Source organism: Vogesella sp. XCS3 (assembly GCF_020616155.1).
Lineage (GTDB): Bacteria > Pseudomonadota > Gammaproteobacteria > Burkholderiales > Chromobacteriaceae > Vogesella.
In genome coordinates, this window is record NZ_CP085530.1 from 2,296,388 (window position 1) to 2,313,371 (window position 16,984).

Sequence of the window (16,984 nt, forward strand, 5' to 3'; positions counted from 1 at the left end):
TGCGGCCAACCTTACCCGCCAGCGGAGCCCGCCATGCAAACCCCTACCCTTGTGACCCATCCCGCCTTCCGCGTTATCGGCATGGCCTGGACCAGCCCGGCTGACGGCACCATTCCCGAGCTGTGGCAGCGCTTTGTACCGCGCATCGCCGAGGCCAAACCACTGAGCGAAGCCAGCTACGGTATCTGCCAGGCGCAGGCCGACGGCCAGTTCCGCTACATCGCCGCCGTAGCCGTGGCCGCCGACACCGCCGTGCCGGACGGTATGGTGGCGCTGGACGTGCCCGAGCAAGACTACGCCATCGTCGAGCACCGCGGCCCGGTACGCGGCCTGCCGGACACCTTCCGCGCGGCCTACACCGAATGGCTGCCGGAAGCCGGCCTGGCCGCCGTGGCCGGTATCGAGTTCGAGTACATGGACGCCCGCTTCCTGGGCCCGGAGCACGCCGACAGCGTGGTGGAGCTGTACATCCCGGTCAGCGCCGACGACAGCGACGAAGGCTAAGCACTACAGCCCAAGCCATAAAAAAGCCTGCAGCACACGCTGCAGGCTTTTTTATGACGATCACCGCGGCCTTACACCAGCTCTTCTACCCGCAGCTCGGCCGGCCGGCCCAGATAAAAACCCTGGTACAGCTCCAGCCCCAGCGCTTGCATGGCAGCCAGCTGCTCGGCAGTTTCCACCCCCTCGATCAGCATGCGGCTGCCGATTTGCCAGCCCTGCTCCAGCACGCGCTGCAAGCGGCCGTTATCGCCCTTCATGTAGTCCAGCAACAAGCTTCGATCAATCTTGATGATATCCGGGCACAGCGCCTTCACCCGCCCCTGGCTGGAAGACACGGCACCGAAATCATCCAGCGCCACACCAAAACCCGCCGCCTTGGCCTCGCGCAGGCTGCCGGCCAGCTGCAGCGGGCTTTGCTCGATCTCGTACTCCAGCACCTCCAGAATCACCTGCGAGGTCTCCAGCCCCAGCTCGACACAGCGTCGGGTCATCAACTCAAAATTGTTACCGTAGCCCTTGTCGTGCAACAACGTATTGGGGATCAGATTCAGGTTAAGGCAACTGGCCACCCGCGCCTGGGCAAAGTTGCGAAAGTGCAGCACCCGCGACAAGCGGTCGGCGTCGATCTGATCATCGGTATCCAGGCTGTGGAAAAACAGGTCTGGCCGCAGCTGCCGCCCCTGCGGGTCGAATACCCGCAACAAGGCTTCGTAGCCAAAAATACTGCCGCTACGATAAAACAGCGGTTGAAACACGCTCTGCAGGCGATAGTCGGCGAAACGGGCGCAATAGCGGCCATCAGCGTCGCGAAATAGCAGGCGCTCAAACGCTTGCTGGGTAGTTAACTGCACCATCTTGTATCCTGCCGTGAGCTTGGTTTTTTCAGCATAGCAAGCACTGCTGGCGGACTGGAAAAAAAGCACGGATTTATTGCCAAACCGTGACATCTGGCCCAGCAATTACACACAAACAACTATAGAAACTTACAAGATTTGCACCAACCCTCTATAGATTTGCCAAGAGCATATCATGCCGTTTCAGCTAGTTATCCCGGACGACTACCAATACGCCAGCCGCTTGCTGCCCGCCTTGTTCCGGCACCCGGCCATCCAGACCACGGTGCTGGGCGACCTGCAACGCGACCCGGCAGCGCCTGCTGCGCTGGCCAGGGCAGATGGCTTGTTGCTGATACGAGAGCGCACGCAAATCGACGCGGCCTTTCTGGCACGCTACCCGCAGCTCAAGTTGATCAGCCAGACCGGCAAGCTGGCGCGTAACGTAGACGTGGCGGCCTGCCGGCAAGCCGGCGTGGTACTGATGGAAGGCAACGGTAGTCCGATCGCGCCGGCCGAGTTGGCCTGGCTGCTGATGATGGCCGCACGTCGCCAACTGCTGCCGGCGGTACAAGGGCTGTACGCCGGCCAGTGGCAAACCAACCTCGGCCGCGCCATGCACGGCGACACACTGGGCATTCTGGGCTTTGGCAAGATCGGCCAGCGTGTGGCGGGCTTTGCACGGGCTTTTGGCATGCAGGTGGTGGTATGGGGCAGCGAGCGCGCCCGCCAGGAGGCAACCGCCCTGGGCTACCAGGCGGCTGGTAGCCGGGCAGACTTCTTTAGCCGCTGCGACATCATCAGTGTGCACCAGCGCCTGGTGGCGGCCACTGCGGCCAACATCGGCGCCGACGATCTGGCGCGGATGAAGCCGGACGCGCTGTTCGTCAACATCAGCCGTGCCGAACTGGTGGCAGAGGGCGCACTGTTGGCCGCACTGCAAGCCGGGCGGCCCGGCTTTGCCGCGCTGGACGTGTTTGAACAAGAGCCGGTGTACGACCGCGCCCACCCGCTGCTGCAGCTACCGAACGTGCTGTGCACACCGCATCTGGGTTATGTGGAGCAACACAGCTACGCCCAGTACCTGGGGCAGGCTTTCGACAATGTGGTGCGCTACCTGGGCGGCGAGCGCAGCCATCTTGCGGCGGCATCATGACGCTCTGACCGCAGGCTACCGGCGCTACTTGGCCGGGCGCCAAGAGGTGCCACGCCGAGCCGGGGCGAACTCAAGCACGTCGAACAAGCGCTAGCGCAGTTGGCCGCAAGCGGCGTGCAGGCCAGGCTGAGCCTGTGCCACGGCTTGCGCTACCCTGGCAAAACGGCCAACTGGCCAGACTACCCGTGGCATCTGCCGTAAACTGTGTTTGCTGCCGCCCTGCGGCCAACCTTTCGCGAAAGCCTACCCCATGTCTGCTACTGCCCTGCTTGTGATCGACTTCCAGTACGGCCTGATCGATATGCCACCGCTGGCCACGCGCGGCCCGGAAACCCTGGCCATGCTGAACCGGCTGATTGCCCACGCCCGCCAGCAAGGGCACGAGGTGATCTTCATCCAGCACTACGCCGACGACCTGCCACGCGGCAGCGAAGCCTGGCAACTGCACCCTGGTCTCGCGCGACGCGACAGCGATGTGGTCATCGAGAAAACCGCCTGCGACAGCTTCCTCGACACCAGCCTGCGCCAGTACCTGGATAGCCGCGGCATCGAAAACCTGTGGGTAGGCGGCTACGCCAGCGACTTCTGCGTCGATACCACCGTGCGCCGCGCGGCGTCGATGGGCTACGCCGTCACCGTGGTGGCCGACGCCCACACCTGCAAAGACCGCCCCTACGTGAGCGGTGAAGCCCTGGTGGCGCACCTGAACTGGCTGTGGGGCAATATGGACGTGCCGGGCAATATGATCCGCGTGCTGCCGCTGGACGAGCTGGCCGCCGATGCGGGCTGACTGGCGCACGCTGCTACCCGACCTGGCGGCCAACCTGTTGCTGCCGTGGTGGGTGTACGACGCCTGCCTGCCGGCCTGGGGCGAGCGTGGCGCGCTATTGTGGTCTGCCTTGCCGCCGCTGCTGTGGAGCCTGTGGGAGCTGTACCGCTATCGCCGGCTGGACGCGCTGAGCATCGTGGTGCTGGCCGGTATCGGCCTGTCGCTGCTGGCGGCGTGGGGCGACGGCGACGCACGCTGGCTGCTGGTGCGCGAGTCGATGGTGGGCGGCGCCACCGGATTGGCGATGCTGGCCAGCGTGGTGTGGCGCAAACCCTTGCTGGCCGTGCTAGTCGCCGCGGCGGCACGACGGCAGCCAGATAGCCAGGCAGCGGCGCTGCTGGCCAGCCCCACGCCACGGCTGACGCGGCTGTGGCGCGACCTTACCCTACTGTGGGGTGGCGGCCTGATAGGCGAATGCGGGCTGCGCAGCTGGCTGGCTTTTCACTGGCCCATAGCGCGCAATGTGGCACTGGGCCCGTGGCTGAGCTACGGCTTGCTGGCCTTGCTGATGCTGGCCGGCCTGTTATGGGGCCGCCGCCTGGCGCGGCAGCCGCTGCCAGCCTGACACCGGCGTAAAAAAGCCTGCCGCTCGTAAGTGGCAGGCGGTGGGGGGCAGCACAGGCGCTTCAGCCCGCCTGATCCAGCTGCGGTTCACCCATGATGGTGGAGGCATCCACAATGCGGCCGTTCTGCACGCGGTAAATCATGGTCATGGCCACCTTGCCGCGCCCGGCCGGGAAGTTACGGGTCACCACTTCTTCGTCGATCACCACCTCGCCCACGACCACGCGGCGCAGCAGCTGTGCGTGCAGATCCGGCTCGGCAAAGCGCAGCTTCATGCGCTGGCGGATTTCATCCTGCCCCTGCGCCACCAGCGTGGCCGGGTACTGGTACATGCACGCGTCCTGCGCATAGCAGGCCAGCAATGCATCCAGATTCTTGGCGTTATAGGCGTCCAGCTGCGCCTGTATCACTTGTTCGGGGCTCATCTTTCCTCCAGGTGCAGGGCGGCGCGGGCGCGGATGTCGGCCAGGGTTTCGTCTACCAGCAGACGGCCGTTTTCCCACACCACGCGCATTTGCAGGTCGATATCGGAGACACGCTCCAGGGTATTTACCCCCCAGGCGGCGCGGCTGTCGCGCGCGGCCACCACACGGCCGCCCAGCGAGCGTTTGCCGGGGTCGGTGACCGGGTCTTTGAACACGTCGCGCCATTCGCCGTTAATACAGATAGCCGAGCACTTCAGTGCCATCTTGTGGGTGTCGCGGTCCAGCTTCTGCAGCAGCTCGGCGCCCATGCCGAAGGCCACGTTGTCGGCGCTGTAGCCCAGTTTGGCCAGGCGCGACAGGATGGCGTCGATACTGGCCAGATTCACGCCGTCGCCCTGGATCACCCGCACATGGTTCAGTACGCGGTAGCCCTTGCTATTGACCGTGGTGCCAAAGCTTGCGGCCAACCTTTCCACCACTTCGGCCACCACTTGCACCGGCTCGCCGGAATCGGGGCGAATCACCACGGTGGCGCCGCTGTCTATCACCTGCTGGCGCAGGCGTTCGCCCCACAGCTCGCTCACGGCGTGGAACACATCGTAGCTATCGCTCACCACCGCCAGCAGCGCGCCGGGCTTGGCAAAACGGGTCAGCATATTGGCAAAGGCTTCACCTTCCTGCGGGCGGCCCCAGGCCGTGATGGTGGAGTGCTCGGCCGCCGGTATGGAAAACGCGGCACATGGCTCGTGGTAGTGGCGGCGGGCAGCCACCAGCGCGGCCAAGGTGTCGCTACCCTGGAAGTTCACCAGATGCGCCAGGCCGCCGATTTCCGAACTTTCGTAGCTGGACACGCCGCGGGCGCCAAAATCATGCAGCTTGAACGGCAGGCCGGACAGGTCGTCGGCGGTCTGTTGCAGGTAGCGGCGGATGATTTCCTTGGCGCGGAAGCTGCGCGTGGCCACGCTAATCGGGTACCACACGCGCAGCAAGGCGGTTTCCAGGAACGACACCACCCAGAACAGCTCGGGGTCGGTGGACTCGATGGTAATCATCGGAATACCGGTAGGGATCAGCTCGCCTTCAGCCACCGCGCGGATGCGTACCGGCCAGTAGCCATCGTGCTGCTGCACGATGCGTTCGAAACCGGCACGGTTGAACGGCAAGCCGTGCAGGGTCACCACCGCCTCGGCTTCATCGATATGCTCGCGGGTAATGCGCTGGCTGAGGTAGTCCTTCAGCAGGCTTTGCAGGCCAAAAAACAACACATGCGACGCCGTACCACCCCGTGCCGCCACGTAGGAGTACATACCCTGCGTACCGGGGGGGTACTGCGCCCAGTGGCTGAGTTTGTAGGAGTCGCTATTGAGGATGGGATTAATGATCATGGTATGGGCACAGCGTGGGTAAACGACCCCTAGCATACGCTGCCGAAACGGTAATGTCATAGTGCGTGGTTTGTAAGCGGATGGCGGGATGACATACCATCAGCCCATCGTCCTTTGGACTCGCGAAAGATCCGCCCCATGGCGCACCACCCGAACCAGTTTGACCTGCTACGTACGCGGCGCTTTGTGCCGCTGTTCATCACCCAGTTTTTTGGCGCGTTCAACGACAACCTGCTGAAAAATGCCGTGGTGGTGCTGATCAACTTTCACGGCATGCAAATGCTGGGGCTGGCGCCCGAGCTGATGATCCAGCTAGCCGCCGCGCTGTTCATCCTGCCCTTCTTCCTGTTTTCCGCCACCGCCGGCCAGCTATGCGAAAAGTACGACAAGGCGGCCATTGCACGGGTGGTCAAGCAAATGGAAATCGCCATCATGCTGGTGGCGGCGCTGGGTTTCTGGCTGCATAACGGCGTGATCCTGATGAGCACCATCCTGCTGATGGGCATTCACTCCACGCTGTTTGGCCCGCTGAAGTTCAGCGTGCTGCCGCAATACCTGAAGCCGCAAGAACTGGTAGGCGGCAACGGCCTGATCGAGATGGGTACCTTCGTGTCCATCATCCTGGGCCAGGTGGCCGGTACCGTACTGGTGAATGCCGACCCGAGCCGCATCACGCTGATCGCCGCCCTGCTGGCCTGCGCGCTGGCCGGTTATGCCTCGGCCCGTGCCATGCCACCGGCACCGCCCACCGCAGCCGGCTTGCCGATAGACTGGCACTTCGGCCGCCAGACCTGGGCCATTGTCCGCGAAGCCAAACAGAACCGCGCCGTGTGGCTGTCGCTGCTGGGTATTTCGTGGTTCTGGTTTCTGGGTGCCATTTATCTGTCCAAGCTGCCTACCTACGCCAGCGATGTGCTGGGCGGTGACGCCAGTGTGTATACCCTGCTGATGACGCTGTTTTCGCTGGGCGTGGGGGTAGGCTCGATGCTGTGCGAGAAACTATCCGGCAGCAAGGTAGAGCTGGGTCTGGTGCCCTTTGGCTCGCTGGGCTTGTGCCTGTTCGGTATCGACCTGTACTTTGCCACCCCGGTGGCCGCCGCACAGATGCTGGACTGGCTAGCCTTTGTGCGCGACATCGGCCACTGGCGGCTGATGGCAGACTTCACCCTGATCGGTATTTTTGGCGGTTTCTATATCGTGCCGCTGTACGCACTGATCCAGAGCCGCGCCGCGCCGGCGTTCCGCTCGCGCGCCATTGCGGCCAACAACATCCTGAACTCGCTGTTCATGGTAGCCAGTGCCGCCTTTGCCGCCATCCTGGCAGGCATGGGGGTGAGCATTCCTAGCGTGCTGCTGATTGCTGCGCTGCTGAACCTGCTGGTTGCCGCGTACATCTACAGCCTGCTGCCGGAATTCATGATGCGCTTCCTGGTGTGGATCGCCACCCACACGCTGTACCGCATCCGCCACGAAGGGCTGGAGCACATCCCGGAAGAAGGCCCGTGCGTGCTGGTCTGCAACCACGTCAGCTTCATGGACGCGCTGATTCTGGCCGGTGCCGTACGCCGCCCGGTGCGCTTCGTGATGGACCACCACATCTTCAAGGTACCGCTGCTGAACTTTGTATTCCGCACCGCGCGGGCTATCCCCATTGCCCCGGCCAAGGAAGACCCGCAAGCCAAGGCCCGCGCCTTTGACGCCGTGGCCGCCGCGCTGGCCGAGGGCGAAGTGGTGTGTATCTTCCCCGAGGGCAAGATTACCTACGACGGCCAGATCAACCCGTTCAAAAGCGGTATCGAAGAAATCGTGGCGCGCACCCCGGTACCGGTGGTGCCCATGGCGCTATGCGGCATGTGGGGCAGCTTTTTCTCGCGCCGTTACGGGCCGGCCATGCTGAGCTGGCCGCGCCGCGCCTGGTCGCGCATCGCCCTGAAAGCAGCGGCGCCGGTACCGGCCGCACAAGTCAGTGCCGCAGGGCTGCAACAGGCCGTGAGCCAGCTGCGCGGCGACTGGCAATAGCCACGCGGTGGCACCGCCCAAAGCTTGCGGCCAACCTTGGGCTGTGCCACAGTGTCAAACATAATCAACAGCTTGTACAAAGATACCAATACAGAGGAGTAGGGCCGTGTCGAGCGCTAATGATATTGTGTTATTTCACCATCAGGACATTACCCCGGATACCTTTGCCGCCCCGCTGGAGCGCCGTCTGAGTGGCGAATGCGAACAAAGTGTAGAGCTGCACTACAGCGATCCTACCGGCCAGTTTCATGCCGGCCTGTGGTCGGGTGGCGTCGGTGCCTGGCGCGTGAAGTACACCGAATGCGAATTCTGCACCTTGCTGGAAGGCCATGTCCGCCTGCTGGGCGACGACGGTAGCGTGGCCGACATCCGTGCCGGCCAGCACTTCGTGATTCCGGCAGGCTTTGAAGGCGTATGGGAAGTACTGGAGCCGGCCAAGAAAACCTTTGCCGTGTTCGAAGAAGACCGTCTGGCGCACAAGGAAGACTAACGCCATACCCCAGCAGGCCAAAACACAAGGCGCCCCACAGGGCGCCTTCTGCTTTGGCCAGACAGTAGCCGCCTCAGACGCAATCAGCGGCTATCCAGCATGGCTGCGCCAGCGTCACTTCATCGCAATTCCGCCCGGGCCCTGCATAGTCGATCACCAGAAAGTCGCTTACTGCCTGCAGTGCCAGCAACGGGTGATGCCACACGCCGCGCGCGTAGTTCACCCCCTGGTCGCCGCGCGCCACAAATAGCTGCAGCGCCTGTTCGTCCGGCACCGGGCCTGGCGGCGCCACCACCACCAGATAGGGTCGCCCGTTCAGCGGCATGAAAGCCTGGCTGCCCAAGGGGTGGCGCTCCAGCATGGCAATGCGGAACGGCAACACCCGGGGTTGGCCGCGAAACAGGCTCACAATGGGGCGGCCACCGTCGGCCACGTCGATGCACATCAGGTCGTGATAGCGCGTGGTATTGCCAGCATTGATAGCAAATTGGCACACCTGCGGCCCGGCCTCCACCACGTCGCCGTACGGGGCAAAAGCGGCAGCGGTGAGCGGCTGCGGCGATAGCACGCGTGCAACCATTACAGTGCCCTGCCCCACAAGCGCAAGCGCGATACGCCGCCGTCAGGGTGGATGTTCAGACGCACGTGCGTTACCGGCCCCAGTGCGGCCAACCCTTCAAACACGTGGATGCTGTCCATCGCCAGCGGCTGCTCCGGCAGCAGCTGCGGCCAGAACATGCTTTGCGTGATGAGCGACTGCTCGGTGCCGCCGTCCACCCACGCCGCCTGCAGCGAGCAGCGGTCGGGGAAGTTGCCCTTGAAGTGGGCGGTATCCACCTCGATGCGCGTCAGCGTGCCGGGGTGACCCAGCGCGATCAGGCACCAGTCGTGGCCCGGCTCGCGGCGGCGGCGCGTCTCCCAGCCATCGCCCATATTGATGCCGCGCCCTGGCAGCAGCAGGTTGGCCGGCACGCCGTAGTGGGCGTCGTTCCACGCCACCGCGCGGCCGCCGTTTTGCAGCGCCGCCAGGTCGTATAGCTCGCCGCTCACGCAGCTGCCCACCGGCTGGCCGTACACGCGCAGCCGCGCCACGCCGCCGTCGGGGTAGATGTGCAGGCGCAGGTGGGTCCACTCGCCGTCCTGGCACGCCGGCAGCAGGTGGTGGCGGTTGCCACCCAGGCTGGTGGCCGGCAGCAGCTCGGTCCAGCTGGCCGCCTGCAGGGCGGCCACGTCGTCGCTGTGGCAAACGGTGGCCTCGATCATCACTGCCGGCGCGTAGTTGCCGGTGAAATGGCTGGTATCCACGTCAAAGCCGGCAATGCGGCCACGGCGGCCCAGGCGCACGATGGCCCAGTCGTGGCCGGTGGTGCGCTTGCGCCGTGTTTCCCAGCCGTCCATCCATTTGCCGTTGTCGTCGTACTTGCCGGGAATGAACTGCGCCGGCTGCGGGTCCAGCATGCGCGACAGCGGCGCAAAAAAGTCGTCGCTGCAGGCCAGGCCGGCGGCGCCCAGGCGCGGGTCGGCCAGGTTGATGCTGCGGGCGGCCCAGTCCGGCAGCTCGGCGGCCGGCGCGATGAGGATTTGTTGCATGGTGTGCTCCTGTCGTGGGCCGCTCAAAATACGGCGCCGATGAAATTGGCCAGCTCCGGCGTGCCCGGCCGGCGGAACAGCTGTTCCGGAGGGCCGTATTCGTGCACCCTGCCTTCGTGCATGAACACCAGCTTGTCGCTGACCTCGCGGGCAAAACGCATTTCGTGCGTCACCATGATCAGCGTCATGCCTTCGGCCGCCAGCTGGCACACCACGGCCAACACTTCGTTGACCAGCTCCGGGTCCAGCGCCGAGGTGATCTCGTCGCACAGCAGCACCTTGGGTGACATCGCCAGCGCACGGGCAATGGCCACCCGCTGCTGCTGGCCGCCGGACAGCTGCTCGGGGTAGGCGTCAAACTTGTGCGCCAGCCCGACTTTGTCCAGCATCTGCGTCGCCAGCGTACGGGCGTCGCTGCTGGCGGTTTTCTTCACCACCTTGCAGGCCAGCATCACGTTTTCGCCCACGCTCAGGTGCGGAAACAGGTTGAACTGCTGGAACACCATGCCCACTTTCAGACGCAGGGCGCGCAGGTCGGTCTGCCCGGCGTGCAGGCGCTCGCCGTCGACCTCCACCACACCTTCGTCTATGCTTTCCAGGCCGTTGATGGCGCGCAGCAGGGTGCTCTTACCGGAGCCGCTGCGGCCGATGATGGCCACCACCTCGCCCTGGCCGACCTTCAGGTCGATGCCCTTGAGCACGTGGTTGGTACCGAAATGCTTGTGAAGCGCATCAATGCGAACGAGCGACATGCAGTTTCCTTTCCAGTTTTCTGGCCAGCAGCGACAGCGGGTAACACAGCAGGAAGTAGCCCAGCGCCACCAGACCAAACACCAGAAACGGCTGGAAAGTGGCATTGGCCAGCGCGCTGCCGGTCTTGGTGAGTTCGGTAAAGCCGATGATGGAGGTGACCGCCGTGGCCTTCACCACCTGCACCGAGAAGCCGATGGTGGGCGCCACCGCCAGGCGTAGCGCCTGCGGCAGGATGACGTGGCGCATCTGTTCGTAACGGCTCATCGCCAGGCTGGCCGCCGCCTCCCACTGCCCACGCGGTACCGACTCCACGCAGCCGCGCCAGATCTCGGCCAGAAAAGCGCTGGTATACGCCGTCAGCGCCAGGCCTGCGGCCAACCAGGCCGGGATGTCGGTGCCGGCCAGCGACAGGCCGAAAAACACCAGAAACAGCTGCATCAGCAAGGGCGTGCCCTGGAACAGCTCGATATAGGCCCTGGCCAGCCGGCGCAGCACCGGCTGCGGGCTGATGCGGGCGTACAGCACCAGCCCCCCGGCACTGCCGCCCAGCACGAAGGCCACCAGGGTCAGCAGCACCGTCCAGCCGCCCGCCAGCAGCAGGTTGCGGACGATGTCCCACAGCGTGAACGACATCATGCTTTTCTCCCCGCGATGACACGCTGGCCGAACACCAGCAGCAGCTGGCGCACCAGTAGCGACAGCAACAGGTACATCAGCGCCACGCAGATATAGGTTTCGAAAGCGCGGAAATTGCGCGACTGAATGAAGTTGGCCGCAAAGGTCAGCTCTTCGGCGGCAATCTGCGAACACACGGACGAGCCCAGCATCACGATGACAATCTGGCTGCACAGCGCCGGCCACACCCGCCACAGCGCTGGCCGCAGCACCACGTGCAGAAAGATTTGCCGCCGGCTCATCGCCAGCGCGGCAGCGGCTTCCAGCTGGCCGCGCGGCGTGGCCTCGATACCGGCACGGATGATCTCGGTGCTGTAGGCACCCAGGTTCAGCACCATCGCCAGGATGGCGGCCTGCCACTCGCTGAGGGCCACCCCCAGCGCCGGCAAGCCGAAAAAGATGAAGAACAGCTGCACCAGAAACGGCGTGTTGCGGATCAGCTCCACGTAGGCGCCCACCAACGCGTCGAACGGTGCCAGCCGCCATGCCCGAGCCACGCCGCCCAGCACCCCCACCAGCCCGCCACCCGCCACCCCGGCGGCGGTCAGCAGCAAGGTGTGGCCGGCGCCGGCCAGCAGCTGGGTGCGGTACTCCCACACCGCAGCAAAATCAAACTGGTAAACCATGAGGCATCCTCCGTGCCGGGCGCAGGCCCGGCAGCGTGCAGACGGTTACAGGGTGGCCGGCAGCGGCGCTTTCAGCCATTGCTGCGCGATCTTGTTCAGCGAGCCGTCCTTCTTGGCCTTGGCGATGATCTCGTTCACCCGCACCTGCAGGGTCAGCTCGCCTTTGGGCAGGCCGATGTAGCACGGCGAATCCTTGATCAGGAACTTGGTCTGCAGCGGGCGCTTGCTGGTGTTCTGCTCCAGCGAGGCCGCCACCACGTTGCCGGTGGCCAGCAGCTGGGTCTGGCCAGCGTAATAGGCCGACACCGTGGCGTTGTTGTCCTCGAAACGCTTGATCACCGCGCTGGCAGGCGCGATCTTGCTCAGCTCCAGATCTTCCACCGAGCCGCGCGTTACCGCCACGCTCTTGCCGGCCAGGTCGGCCGCCGACTGTACTTTTTCGGCTTTGGGCCCGAAGACGCCGTTGAAGAACGGCGCGTACGGCACCGAGAAGTCCACCACTTTTTCGCGCTCCGGGTTCTTGCCCAGGCTGGAGATCACCAGATCTACCTTACCGGTCGTCAGGTACGGCACTCGGTTGGTGCTGGTCACCGGCACCAGCTCCAGCTTCACCGCCAGCGCCTTGGCCACCAGGCGCGCGGTATCGATGTCGTAGCCTTGCGGCTGCATGTCCGGGCCCACCGAACCGAACGGCGGGAAGTCTTGCGGCACCGCCACGCGCAGCGTGCCGGCCTTCTTGATGTCGGCCAGCGCGTCGGCGTGGGCCAGCGGGGCGGCCAGCAGGCCGGTGCACAGCAGGGAAGCAGCAATGTTACGCAGCAGGGAACGACGTTTCATGGGGCAACTCCTTCAGTCAGGGCAGGAACAGGGGGAAAACCGGGCAAGGCCAGCACAAAGCCGATACGGCGGGCGGCCTGCTGCAAGTGGGCAAACATCGCCGCCTGGGCGGCGGCTGGGTCACGACGGCACAGCGCGTCCAGCACGGCGCGGTGTTCGTCGGCGGTATCCCAGATGTGGCTGTGGTCGGCAAACGGCAGGCGCAGGCTGTGGGCAAACGGCTGCTCGAACTGCTGGATCACCATCGCCAGCGGCACGTTGCCGGACAGGCGGGCGATGGCCATGTGGAAGGCGAGGTCGTGTTCGGCGGCGGCCACCAGGTCCAGCTTGTGCAGCGCCGCTTCCATCTGCTGCTGCAGTGCCTGCAGGCTGGCTTCGGCATCGGCGTCCAGCTGGCTGGCCGCCAGCGCGGCAGCGGCCGGCTCCAGGATGGCGCGCAGCTGGAACACCTGCTGCAGCGAGTGCGCGGCCGGGCCATCGGACAAGGGCTGGCTAGTGCGTGGCAGGCCGGCGGTCACCAGCACGCCCTTGCCCGGCTGCGAGCGCACCAGGCCTAGCGCCTCCAGCGTGGAAATAGCCTCGCGCAACGACGCGCGGCTGATCCCCATCGTGACGGCTAGCTCGCGCTGCGATGGCAACAGTTCGCCAGGCAGGAACAGGCCCTGCTGGATTTGCCGCTGCAAGGTCTGCGCGGCGTAGCTGGAAAGTCGGGTCATGGCGGGCTCCTGGGGTTCGGCGGCCTGACTGGTCAGACCAGTCAGGCCAATTTTCCGTTCTTCAGCAAGCACCGTGCCAACGCATAAAAAGACGCGATTACCAATGAAAATCCGTCAATTACAGCAAAATTCAACCAAAACCCTACCCAGCAGATAGCACACACCCTGAACCGCCATGGTGCAGGTGCTGCCAGATGGTGCACATACTGCCCCATCCATGGCCCGGTAATGCTGTCGCATCAGGCCACACCACCCCGCTGCGGATGACGGCCGCAGCCAACCAGGTGATGCCGATCATCAGGCCCGGTCTGGTGTCAGGATTGATAGCGGGCAGCCATGTAGCACGCCCCCACCGCATTACGTATCTGCCAGCAGCGAGTACGGTGGAGGGCGATGCCGCTGGACGGAGGCGCTGATCGCGCACCGGTAACGGACAGGTGACCGATACCCTTCATTGTGTCACGGGCATGAAAAAACCCTGCCAGGCGGCAGGGTTTAAGACAGCGGGCTACACCCGGGTCAGTGCAGTCACCCACTCAGAACTTCTCGTTCTCCAGCAAGTAGCGCCACTGGCCCTGCTGCAAGTCGCCCAAGCGCACACGGCCGATGCGGATACGGTGCAGACGCTCGATTTCCAGGCCGACCGCAGCGCACATGCGCTGGATATGGCGGCGCTGCTGTTGGCGCAGCACAAAGCACAGCTGGCGGTCGCTCTGGCGGCTGACACGGGCAGCGTCCAGCGTGTCACCATCGGCCTGCACACCTTTGCCCAATGCGGCCAACTGTTCGGCCGTGGCGGGGGTTTTCAGCCATACCAGGTATTCCTGCTCGCACTCGCCGGCCAACAGCTTGCGTGCTACGCGGCCGTCCTGCGTCAGCACCAGCAGGCCGGACGCGTCAACGTCCAGCTTGCCTGCTGCCGCCAGCTTGTGCTGGTGCTTTTTCAGGAACATCACACCAGAGCGGTCTTGCTCGGCGCGGGTTTCCGGCTTGATCAAGAGCCAGGCCGGGCGATCGCCCTGCATTTCGGCCGGGCCGCTGACAAAGCCTACCGGCTTGTACAGCAAGATGGTAACGCGCTCGGCCTGCACGTTCAGCGCACCGCTTTCCAGGGTAACGGTTTGCTCCGGGCGCACGCGGCTGCCCAGTACGTTGACTACTACGCCATCTACTTTTACCAGCCCCTGCTCGATAAATTCGTCCGCTTCGCGGCGGGAGCACAAGCCCAGCTCGGTCATGCGTTTGGACAGGCGGATAGTGTTGTCGTCGCTCATGGCGCATACCTCTAAACATTCAAGCAGGGATTATCGCCGCTTTTGCCGCTGGCGCGGTGGGCAATACCGCCCTGGCGGCACCTGCAGCCGTAAAAAACCCCCTCGGTATACCCGAGGGGGTGGTCAGCCAGACTACTGGCGATCAGAAGGCAACCGCGACACCGGCATACGCGCCGTCGGCCAGCTTGATATTGCGGCGGCTGTCTTCACGCTTGACCTCTACCGTGCGGTAGCCCACTTCGACGCCCACCATTTTCAGCGGGCTCCAGCGTACGCCGGCCATGGTGTCGGTGACTTGTTTCACGGTGCCGCTGCTGGCACCGGCACCAGCGTAAAAGCCGTGCACAAACGCTTCGGCATTCATCGGCAGATCCACCGTCAGGCGGCCCCCGGCCATGGCGGCGGTCGCCGCGCCATCGGCTTCCAGATACACCAGCTTGCCACCCAGGTCGAGGCGCAGCAAGGTGGGTACCGGCAGGCCGATCATCACGCCGGCCGCGCCAAAGCTGGGTTTGTCGCCACGGCGATCCTTGTTGTCCGATTTAACGTAGTCCAGTGCCAGGCCAGGGCCGAGGCCGGTAGGCATGCGGGTAACAAAGCGGTATTCGCTGCCCGCAGCAATCGTGGTGTCACCGGCATGGGCGGCAAGGGGCATGGCCAGTATGGCTGCGGCCAACAGGGTGTAGCGTGTCATTATCGTTATCCGTTAATCATGAAGAGCGCGGCCATATTACGCGCTCGGCTGCTGCGCCTCCAGCGCTTCGATGCGCTGCAACATAGCGGCCAGCTGCGCCTCCAGCCCGGCGACGCGCTCCGCCAATGCGGCATCGCCGCCCTGTGGTGCCAGGTTGGCCGCCGACACGGCCAGGGCTGGCGGGTGCAACAGATGCACCCAGCGCGCTTCGCGCTCGCCCGGCTGGCGCGGCAGTTTTTCTACCAGTGGCGGGTATTTGTCGGCCAGCGCGGCCAGGGCGGTTTCCACCTCGTCCACACTGGCAAAACTGTAGACGCGGCCAGCACGGGTGCGCAGCTCGGCGCTGGTCTGCGCGCCACGCAGCAGCAGCAAACCCAGTGCGGCCAACCTGGCGCCATCGATATTCCAAGCGTAGTTCAGGCGGTGCTCGTACTTGGCCACGCGGCTGCCGGCCGGGATACGCTCGGCCACCAGTTTTTGCGCCATCAGCTCGTCCAGCGAACTGCTGATATCCGCCTCGCTCAGGCTGAGTACCGGGTCGCGGCTGGTGAGCTGGTTGCAGGCAGACTGCAGGGCATTGAGGGTGAGCGGGTAGCTATCGGGCGTGAGCGCCTGTTTTTCTATCAGTGCGCCCAATACGCGCACGGTGTGCGGATGCAAAGTCAGATTGTCCATACCGGCACCTGTGTGGGTGAAATGCAGGGTTGAAATGTCAATAAATGAATGCATCATCGCACTGCTACCGCGTGCGGCCAAGCCTGCCTTGACAGTACCCGGCAGATTGCGCACCCTTGCGCGGTTTTGTACTGGCAGCAAGGGGCGGGAATGAAGCGCGTGGATCTTCTTTTGGTAGAACAGGGCCTGGCCCCGTCGCGTACGGCAGCACAGCAGCTGATCGAGGCTGGCCGCGTCAGCGTGGCTGAGGGTGCCGGCACGCGCCTTATCGGCAAGGCCAGCCAGAAACTGCCCGACGATGCGGTATTCCATGTGGTGCCGGACGAAGCCGACCGCTACGTGTCGCGTGGCGGGCTGAAAATGGCCGGTGCGCTGGCGGCCGCCGGTCTGCACGATATCCAGGGCTGGCGTGCGCTGGACGTGGGGCAATCCACCGGTGGCTTTAGCGACTGCCTGCTGCAAGCCGGCGCGTGCCGTGTGGTGGGTGTCGATGTGGGCCACGACCAGTTGGCCGCACGCCTGCGCAACGATGCGCGCGTACGCTATTTCGAAGGGGTGAATGCCCGCGCCCTGGACCACGCGGCTCTGCTGGCGGCCAACGATGGCGAAGCCTTCGACCTGATGGTATGCGATGTATCGTTTATTTCTGTGGCGCTGATCTACCCGTCGGCTCTACCGCTGATCCGGCCGGGCGGCTATCTGCTCAGCCTGGTAAAACCGCAGTTCGAGGTTGGCCGCGAGGGGCTGGGGCACGGTGGTATCGTGCGTGATAGCTCGCTATACGCCGGTGTGGAAGACAAGATCAGCCGCTGCGTGGCCGAGCTGGGCTTTGACAAGCTGGGCTGGTTTGACAGCCCGATCAAGGGCGGCGACGGCAACCACGAATTTTTCATCCTGGCGCGCCGCCGCTAGCCACCGCCCCGGCTTGCCGGCCGGTTA

At 64.5% G+C, this 16,984-nt stretch carries 20 protein-coding genes; 7 read left to right on the plus strand and 13 right to left on the minus strand.

Features of this window, described 5'->3' with window-relative positions; all coding sequences use genetic code 11:
* Window positions 1-33: 33 nt before the first annotated feature.
* Entirely contained in the window at window positions 34-504 is a 471-nt protein-coding gene (locus tag LCH97_RS10985) for a GyrI-like domain-containing protein (protein WP_227301718.1), read from the plus strand.
* Between the two features lie 71 nt (window positions 505-575).
* On the opposite strand, the gene LCH97_RS10990 is transcribed toward LCH97_RS10985, so the two are convergent.
* On the minus strand, window positions 576-1,358 hold the full coding sequence (locus tag LCH97_RS10990) for an EAL domain-containing protein (protein WP_227301719.1): 783 nt from the start codon (window positions 1,356-1,358) through the stop codon (window positions 576-578).
* A gap of 175 nt (window positions 1,359-1,533) precedes the next feature.
* Between LCH97_RS10990 and LCH97_RS10995 the strand changes: the two genes are divergently transcribed.
* From LCH97_RS10995 to LCH97_RS11005, 3 genes are all read left to right on the plus strand, one after another.
* Window positions 1,534-2,493 (plus strand): D-2-hydroxyacid dehydrogenase family protein, encoded by a 960-nt coding sequence (locus LCH97_RS10995; protein ID WP_227301720.1) that lies wholly within the window; start codon window positions 1,534-1,536, stop codon window positions 2,491-2,493.
* 250 nt (window positions 2,494-2,743) lie between these two features.
* The gene (locus LCH97_RS11000) at window positions 2,744-3,283 is read left to right on the plus strand and encodes a cysteine hydrolase family protein (RefSeq protein ID WP_227301721.1); all 540 of its coding nucleotides are present in this window, start codon (window positions 2,744-2,746) and stop codon (window positions 3,281-3,283) included.
* Entirely contained in the window at window positions 3,273-3,887 is a 615-nt protein-coding gene (locus LCH97_RS11005; protein ID WP_227301722.1) for a VC0807 family protein, read from the plus strand. Before LCH97_RS11000 ends, LCH97_RS11005 begins: the two co-directional genes overlap by 11 nt.
* 61 nt (window positions 3,888-3,948) lie before the next feature.
* Here the strand turns inward: LCH97_RS11005 and LCH97_RS11010 are convergent, their stop codons facing one another.
* Window positions 3,949-4,311: a nuclear transport factor 2 family protein gene (locus LCH97_RS11010; protein ID WP_227301723.1), complete on the minus strand. Its 363-nt coding sequence runs from the start codon at window positions 4,309-4,311 to the stop codon at window positions 3,949-3,951.
* On the minus strand, window positions 4,308-5,696 hold the full coding sequence (locus tag LCH97_RS11015) for a nicotinate phosphoribosyltransferase (RefSeq protein ID WP_227301724.1): 1,389 nt from the start codon (window positions 5,694-5,696) through the stop codon (window positions 4,308-4,310). Before LCH97_RS11015 ends, LCH97_RS11010 begins: the two co-directional genes overlap by 4 nt.
* Before the next feature lie 138 nt (window positions 5,697-5,834).
* On the opposite strand from LCH97_RS11015, the gene LCH97_RS11020 reads away from it, so the two are divergent.
* Together LCH97_RS11020 and LCH97_RS11025 are read left to right on the plus strand one after the other, a co-directional pair.
* The gene (locus LCH97_RS11020; protein ID WP_227301725.1) at window positions 5,835-7,715 is read left to right on the plus strand and encodes an MFS transporter; all 1,881 of its coding nucleotides are present in this window, start codon (window positions 5,835-5,837) and stop codon (window positions 7,713-7,715) included.
* A 106-nt stretch (window positions 7,716-7,821) separates the two neighbouring features.
* Window positions 7,822-8,205, plus strand: coding sequence for a cupin domain-containing protein (locus LCH97_RS11025; protein WP_227301726.1), 384 nt, complete (start codon window positions 7,822-7,824; stop codon window positions 8,203-8,205).
* Between the two features lie 73 nt (window positions 8,206-8,278).
* Here the strand turns inward: LCH97_RS11025 and LCH97_RS11030 are convergent, their stop codons facing one another.
* The 10 genes from LCH97_RS11030 to LCH97_RS11075 all read right to left on the minus strand — a co-directional run bounded on the left by LCH97_RS11030 (window position 8,279) and on the right by LCH97_RS11075 (window position 16,045).
* Window positions 8,279-8,785: an ureidoglycolate lyase gene (locus LCH97_RS11030; protein WP_227301727.1), complete on the minus strand. Its 507-nt coding sequence runs from the start codon at window positions 8,783-8,785 to the stop codon at window positions 8,279-8,281.
* Complete coding sequence (alc, locus tag LCH97_RS11035; RefSeq protein ID WP_227301728.1) at window positions 8,785-9,795, minus strand: allantoicase; 1,011 nt, start codon at window positions 9,793-9,795, stop codon at window positions 8,785-8,787. The genes LCH97_RS11030 and alc overlap by 1 nt, the downstream gene beginning before the upstream one ends.
* 23 nt (window positions 9,796-9,818) lie before the next feature.
* The gene (locus tag LCH97_RS11040) at window positions 9,819-10,547 is read right to left on the minus strand and encodes an amino acid ABC transporter ATP-binding protein (RefSeq protein ID WP_227301729.1); all 729 of its coding nucleotides are present in this window, start codon (window positions 10,545-10,547) and stop codon (window positions 9,819-9,821) included.
* Window positions 10,528-11,184, minus strand: coding sequence for an amino acid ABC transporter permease (locus LCH97_RS11045; RefSeq protein ID WP_227301730.1), 657 nt, complete (start codon window positions 11,182-11,184; stop codon window positions 10,528-10,530). Before LCH97_RS11045 ends, LCH97_RS11040 begins: the two co-directional genes overlap by 20 nt.
* Window positions 11,181-11,849: an amino acid ABC transporter permease gene (locus tag LCH97_RS11050; RefSeq protein ID WP_227301731.1), complete on the minus strand. Its 669-nt coding sequence runs from the start codon at window positions 11,847-11,849 to the stop codon at window positions 11,181-11,183. The genes LCH97_RS11045 and LCH97_RS11050 overlap by 4 nt, the downstream gene beginning before the upstream one ends.
* 45 nt (window positions 11,850-11,894) lie before the next feature.
* Window positions 11,895-12,686 (minus strand): transporter substrate-binding domain-containing protein, encoded by a 792-nt coding sequence (locus LCH97_RS11055; RefSeq protein ID WP_227301732.1) that lies wholly within the window; start codon window positions 12,684-12,686, stop codon window positions 11,895-11,897.
* A complete protein-coding gene (locus tag LCH97_RS11060) occupies window positions 12,683-13,402 on the minus strand; it encodes a FadR/GntR family transcriptional regulator (RefSeq protein WP_227301733.1) in 720 nt (239 codons plus the stop codon). The genes LCH97_RS11055 and LCH97_RS11060 overlap by 4 nt, the downstream gene beginning before the upstream one ends.
* A gap of 536 nt (window positions 13,403-13,938) precedes the next feature.
* Complete coding sequence (locus LCH97_RS11065) at window positions 13,939-14,676, minus strand: pseudouridine synthase (RefSeq protein WP_227301734.1); 738 nt, start codon at window positions 14,674-14,676, stop codon at window positions 13,939-13,941.
* A gap of 142 nt (window positions 14,677-14,818) precedes the next feature.
* Window positions 14,819-15,370 (minus strand): YfaZ family outer membrane protein, encoded by a 552-nt coding sequence (locus LCH97_RS11070; RefSeq protein WP_227301735.1) that lies wholly within the window; start codon window positions 15,368-15,370, stop codon window positions 14,819-14,821.
* 36 nt (window positions 15,371-15,406) lie between these two features.
* Entirely contained in the window at window positions 15,407-16,045 is a 639-nt protein-coding gene (locus tag LCH97_RS11075) for a YceH family protein (protein WP_227301736.1), read from the minus strand.
* 150 nt (window positions 16,046-16,195) lie between these two features.
* On the opposite strand from LCH97_RS11075, the gene LCH97_RS11080 reads away from it, so the two are divergent.
* Window positions 16,196-16,957, plus strand: coding sequence for a TlyA family RNA methyltransferase (locus LCH97_RS11080; RefSeq protein WP_227301737.1), 762 nt, complete (start codon window positions 16,196-16,198; stop codon window positions 16,955-16,957).
* The last annotated feature ends 27 nt before the right edge of the window (window positions 16,958-16,984 follow it).